Genomic DNA, 5,001 nt, shown 5'->3' with positions numbered 1-5,001 from the left:
GTTGAACGACAGCGAGGTGGGTGTACTTGGTCTGGATGAGATTCTGGAAGAAGTCTCCAAGCTTTCGTTGACAGATGAGGAGGAGTTGGCGGCTGAATTGTTGTCCCGTTTCAAGACAAGAAATTACGTGCCGCCCACCGCGGAGAAAAAATATGCTACCGCCCTGGTTGCCGAATATAAAAAACGTTATGGTTAGCCGATAGAGAAAGAAAATGCCCGGACTCCAAAATGCGAAAAAGGACCCGGGCATTTAGACCTATTAAATGTTCACTCAATTCTGAAGCCTATTTAAAAAGGAGGTTGAGGAGGTATGTTTAAAAAATACAGCTTGAAGCTGGTGCGGCCCCAGTGCCACCCCTCCCGGCTGCGGGTAAATGCAATTGTGGAACTGGATGTAGATATCCGGGAAATATTTCCGTATCTCAACGCGGAACTGGGCAACTGCTTTTACCACCCGGAAGCACCATTCTTGCGTTTTGCCCAGGGAGGGAAAGTCTTCACTCTCCACCCCTCCCACTTTACCATAAACGGCCTGGAGGATGAAGAGGAAGCCCACCGCATGGTGGAGTTCATCCGGAAGCTGCTGGAAGACACATGGGCAAGGCGCGGGGAAATTGTCCCCAGTTTTCGCCGCGGCACTGAAGTCAAGGTGCTTGACGTTTACAAACTGCTGCCGCGCACCAACTGTGGGAATTGCGGAGAGAAAAACTGTATGGCCTTTGCAGCGGGGCTGATCAAACAGGAATTCACCCTGGCCGATTGCACCCCGCTTCTAGAACCCGCGCAGGAAGCAGCGCGGGAAAAGCTCACCCGGCTGCTTCAAGACGCAGGTTATCCTGTCTAAGCAACCTGCAACTTCATCTGGCCGCCCCCGGCTCGGGTACCACTTTGTCCCAGTATTTCTGCAGGTAAGGGGACAGTCTGAAAAATCCCGCCATGAAGAGCACCTGGATGAGCGGCTTGATGGCAATGATCATGACCGTCAATGGCGAGAAGAACACCACGGCCAGGGCCAGGGCGATGGAAATGTTTTTACCACTCACTCCGTAAGCCAGGGCTACCATATCAGGGTAACCAGTGCGGGTCAAACGGGCGTACAGGATGGAGATGCCGAATAAAAGCGTATAAAATATCACCAGCGGCAGGGCGATTATACCCAGATATTGCGGGTTACGTACCAGAGTTACAGATTCTGACATCATGGAGATAAAGAATACCAGGTACATGCCCAGAGCCGAAACGGCAGGAAAAACGGGCTGAAAATCGCCAAATTTCTTGGGTCCCCATTTTTTTACCAACCAGACCCTGGTCAGATTGCCCAGGACCAGGGGAATAACAATAGTATAAAAAATTGTTTGCAGCATTTTCCAGGCATCTACGGGGACATATTTGCCGGCCAGGGCACTCATCCATACCGGTATTAATACAATACCGGCCAGCAGACTGGTTACCGTGATCACCAGCGTCATGGGTGCATTTCCTTTGGCCATTGCCGTCCACGCCACGATCATGCCCGCACAGGGAACCACTCCGGTAAGGATAAGACCTACTGCAAAGTCCGGGTAACCGGATAAAAACATCCTGGCCAGGAGCGCCGCCAGCAGGGGGGATATGAGGTAATTAAAGACCATCACCACCGTCATGAACCCCACCCGCCTGGCCGCTCCAACCACTTCGCCGATTTTAATTCCCACCATCATGGGGTACAGCATAATGAACAGCGCTACCGGGTAGAAAACCTGCAGCCGCTTGCCGGTATCGGGCAGCAGATAGCCCAGCAGCAGTCCCAGGACAATTACCGCCATCAAAAGCTGGATCATGTGTTTGTTAATGAATTGTGCCACACGCACGTAACTTTCCCCCCAACGATATCAGAATTTTAATTTGCGTCGCTCAGGACAGCGTAGCACACCCTGTACCCTGTCACCTCGCATTTAAGGCCAGCACCGGTCCGTGTTTCTACCCCCAGATGGCTCCGTAAATCATCCCCGCTATGGTGGACAGAATCACAACCAGTGAAATATAGACGGCGGCCTTTCTGGTCCCCATTATCTGCCTGATCACAATCATGTTCGGCAGACTCAAGGCCGGTCCGGCCAGGAGCAGTGCCAGGGCCGGGCCCTTACCCATTCCGCTGCCGATGAGCCCCTGCAGGATGGGAACTTCCGTTAGGGTGGCAAAGTACATCAAAGCCCCGACTATGGAAGCAAGGAGGTTGGCGCCAAGGGAGTTTCCTCCCACCAGGGCCGAAATATATTTGGCCGGGATAATACCTGTATCGGCACCGGGTCTTCCCATGAGAAAGCCGGCCACCAGCACCCCGCCCAGCAGGAGCGGGAAGATCTGCTTGGCAAAGCCCCAGGTGGACTCCACCCAGCCGACCAGCTCGTCTTTAGTAAACCAGAGCTTCAATATTACCGCCAGCACGACCAGTAAGAAAGCTGTGAGGTACCAGTGCACCCGGTAGACGGCGCTGAAGAAACCCACCGGCTGGGCCGGCTTGCCCCAGGCGGCAAAGATCAGGATCAGGACCATGGTCAGGAAGTAAACTCCGTACTGCCACAGAGACCTCCTGTCTTCCGGGGGGGGTGGCAGGAGAAGGGCGGCTTCTTCCCTGGCCTTTTCTTCTTTACGGAAAATCAGGTGCATGAGCAGGCCTATGATGATGGAAAAGGACACCGCACCCACCGCCCGGGCGACTCCCAGATCAAAGCCCAGTACCCGGGCGGTAAGAATAATGGCCAGGACGTTTATGGCCGGGCCGGAATAGAGAAACGCCGTGGCCGGGCCGATACCGGCACCGCGGGTGTAGATGCCCGCAAAGAGCGGCAATACCGTGCAAGAACATACTGCCAGTACGGTACCCGACACCGAAGCGACGGCGTAAGATAGCACTTTATTTGCCCCCGCTCCGAAATATTTCAAAACCGAAGCCTGGGAAACAAACACCGCGATGGCCCCGGCGATGAAAAAGGCCGGCACCAGACAGGTCAAAACGTGCTTCCGGGCGTAGTCCTGGAGCATGAAAAATGCCTCCAGGATGGCCGACTGTACCCGCGGGTTGTGCAGCGGAATGTAAAAAGCCGCCAGGAAAATAGCAACCATTAAAAGGAACTTATCACGTTCTTTCAATGCCAGCACTCCTTTCATCCAATATCTAACATCAATATTTGCAGCACTAATGTTTACACGCCTGGCAGTTTAAGATCTGTTTTACCAATGTTATCCCACCCCCCCTGAAATTAAGTATATTAGGATATTGTAATATTGTCAAGCAAGAGTTTTTTATGCTTAAAGAAAAAGCGGGAAGCTTTCCTCCCGCTTCGTGCCTGCAGGTACTCGAACAAGGTAAGGAGATCTATTGTTTTTCTTCTTCGATGTAACGCTTGATGTCTTCTTTTCCGGGGACCTTGCCAAACACCTTGAGTTTGCCGTTAACCATCAGGCCCGGGGTGAGCATGACCCCGGCCTCCATGATCTCATCCAACTTTTCCACCTTTTTGATGTCAGCGCTCAAGCCCATCTCGCTGAGCGCTTCAGTCACCGCCTTATGCAGAGCCTTGCATTTTGGGCAGCCGGTTCCGAAAATTTTGATCTCCATAAACTTACACCTCCATGATTTATTTGGTCCACTACCGGCCTTAATTATGCCAGCATATCACTTATCCACGGGGTGACATTCGAAAAAACGGGGTGGCTCAGCTCAGCGCAATTCATACGCGAAATATTTACGCCTGAAGGCCAGGGCCACGTTGACCAGGCCGATCAGCACGGGCACCTCCACCAGGGGACCGATGACGGTGGCAAAGGCCTGGCCGGACTTGAGGCCGAACACCGCCACGGCCACGGCGATGGCCAGTTCGAAGTCGTTGCTGGCGGCGGTAAAAGCAAGGGTGGTGGTTGTTGCGTAATCCGCCCCAATCAACTTCCCCAGGTAAAAAGTCACAAGCCACATGAACACAAAATATAAGGTTAGAGGGATAACCACCCGGATGACATCGATGGGCAGGGTTACTATTACTTCACCCTTTAAGGAGAACATGACCAGAATGGTGAACAGCAGGGCAACCGGAGTAATCATCCTGATCCGGGGAATAAAGTTCCGCTCGTACCAGTCCCTCCCCCTTGCGCGGACCATGACGGTACGGGTTATGATTGCCGCGATAAAAGGTATGCCCAGGTAAATAAAAACGCTCTTGGCTATTGCAGCCATGGAAACATGCACGACTACACTGGAAAGGCCAAGCCAGGCGGGAATTACCGTCAGGAATATATAAGCATAAATAGAATAGGTCAGCACCTGGAAGATGGCGTTGAAGGCCACCAGCCCGGCCGCGTATTCGGGACTGCCTCCTGCCAGGTCGTTCCATACCAGAACCATGGCTATGCAGCGGGCCAGACCTACCAGAATGACCCCGGCCATCAGATCCGGTTTATCGCGCAACAGCAGGACGGCCAGGGAGAACATGACTACCGGGCCGACAATCCAGTTCATGATCAGGGACAGGGCCAGTATCTTTTTGTTGCTGAAAACTGCGGGCAACTCTTCGTAACGTACTTTCGCCAGGGGCGGGTACATCATCAGGATGAGTCCGATGGCAATGGGAATGTTGGTCGTACCGACCTGAAACTTGCCCCAGAAACCTGCAATCTGCGGGTATATATAGCCCGCCAGCACACCCACGGCCATGGCCAGGAAAATCCACAGGGTCAGGTAACGATCGAAGAATGAAAGCCTGCGCGTTACCGATTCAGCCATATTTGCTACCTCCTGTTATCTCTTTTTCCCGGGCAAACCCTGGTAATAATATACCCCGTTAAGCCGTGTAAACACCCACCGGGTGCTTCATCCAAAGGGTACCCTTCACTTTTTACCGTCCAGCTCGGCCTGTTTGATCAGGTAATGCTCCGCGGCCGTAAGAACCTCCCCGTCCTCAACAATCGGTTCCATGTAATAAAGGCATGGCCAGCGGTGCAACTGTTCAGCAGGCGGTATCAACC

Annotated in this window: 6 protein-coding genes; 2 read left to right on the top strand and 4 right to left on the bottom strand. The window is 53.0% G+C overall.

Features of this window, described 5'->3' with window-relative positions; all coding sequences use genetic code 11:
* On the top strand, positions 1-196 hold a 196-nt coding region (locus ACPLUI_RS10780; RefSeq protein WP_424660266.1), incomplete at its 5' end, for a hypothetical protein.
* A gap of 114 nt (positions 197-310) precedes the next feature.
* Positions 311-844, top strand: a complete 534-nt coding sequence (locus ACPLUI_RS10775; protein WP_424660265.1) for a (Fe-S)-binding protein — start codon at positions 311-313, stop codon at positions 842-844.
* A 13-nt stretch (positions 845-857) separates the two neighbouring features.
* On the opposite strand, the gene ACPLUI_RS10770 is transcribed toward ACPLUI_RS10775, so the two are convergent.
* The 4 genes from ACPLUI_RS10770 to arsB all read right to left on the bottom strand — a co-directional run bounded on the left by ACPLUI_RS10770 (position 858) and on the right by arsB (position 4,759).
* A complete protein-coding gene (locus ACPLUI_RS10770) occupies positions 858-1,850 on the bottom strand; it encodes an arsenic resistance protein (RefSeq protein ID WP_424660264.1) in 993 nt (330 codons plus the stop codon).
* 109 nt (positions 1,851-1,959) lie between these two features.
* Complete coding sequence (locus ACPLUI_RS10765) at positions 1,960-3,132, bottom strand: permease (RefSeq protein ID WP_424660267.1); 1,173 nt, start codon at positions 3,130-3,132, stop codon at positions 1,960-1,962.
* A gap of 226 nt (positions 3,133-3,358) precedes the next feature.
* A complete protein-coding gene (locus tag ACPLUI_RS10760; protein ID WP_424660263.1) occupies positions 3,359-3,601 on the bottom strand; it encodes a thioredoxin family protein in 243 nt (80 codons plus the stop codon).
* A 102-nt stretch (positions 3,602-3,703) separates the two neighbouring features.
* Entirely contained in the window at positions 3,704-4,759 is a 1,056-nt protein-coding gene (arsB, locus tag ACPLUI_RS10755) for an ACR3 family arsenite efflux transporter (RefSeq protein WP_424660262.1), read from the bottom strand.
* Positions 4,760-5,001 lie beyond the last annotated feature (242 nt).

Origin of the sequence: Desulfofundulus sp. (genome assembly GCF_049701015.1) — a bacterium.
Classification (GTDB): Bacteria; Bacillota; Desulfotomaculia; order Desulfotomaculales; family Desulfovirgulaceae; genus Desulfofundulus.
The sequence above is the reverse complement of the archived record's forward strand: the minus strand, read 5'-3'. Positions and strand labels throughout refer to the sequence as shown.